Annotated in this window: 1 pseudogene; it reads left to right on the top strand. The window is 43.4% G+C overall.

What is annotated here, in order from left to right:
- Nucleotides 1–569 (top strand): annotated as a pseudogene (locus IEY34_RS36405) (S-layer homology domain-containing protein); the annotation flags it as partial.

Below are 569 nucleotides of genomic sequence, written 5' to 3'. Positions count from 1 at the left end.
ACGATGTATTCCGGATCTTCTACAGCGAATGCAAAAGTTAGTGTGAAATCCACGAAATTGGCAACGAAAGTAGCTTTTGGAGATGTAACGGAAGTATTGGCGGAAGGTGACCAAATGGATCACTACATTCCGATCGAGGCTTATGATGCAGATGGCGTGAAGTTAACGGCCGATGAGATTGTAGACAGCCAAAACCTAAGTCGCATTAAAGTCATGGGTACCAACGTTGGTTTGAGCACAGGGGCGAGTGGCGCCGTTGAAATTATGACTTCTGGCGAACACAAAGGACAAATTCATTTGGACCGCGTCAATGGAGCATCCGGAAGCGTAGCATACTTTACGGCTTATATTGCAACAGCAGGTTCAAACAGCTATGCGAATAAAAGTGTGAAAGTGGATAAAGTACGTACACCTGATTCCTTAAAAGTGGATACAGAGGCCGCAACAAAAGGGATTCTCCATGCGGATGATGATTTCAAAATTTTAGTAATGGACCAATACGGGAAAGAAATTAAAACATCCGGCACGTATGTAGAGAACGGTAAAAATGTGACGTATTCGGTATATGT

The sequence above is a fragment of the Paenibacillus marchantiophytorum genome (assembly GCF_014640555.1).
Taxonomy (GTDB): Bacteria; Bacillota; Bacilli; order Paenibacillales; family NBRC-103111; genus Paenibacillus_E; species Paenibacillus_E marchantiophytorum.
Note: the sequence above shows the minus strand (reverse complement) of the source record. Positions and strands in the feature narration are given on the sequence as shown.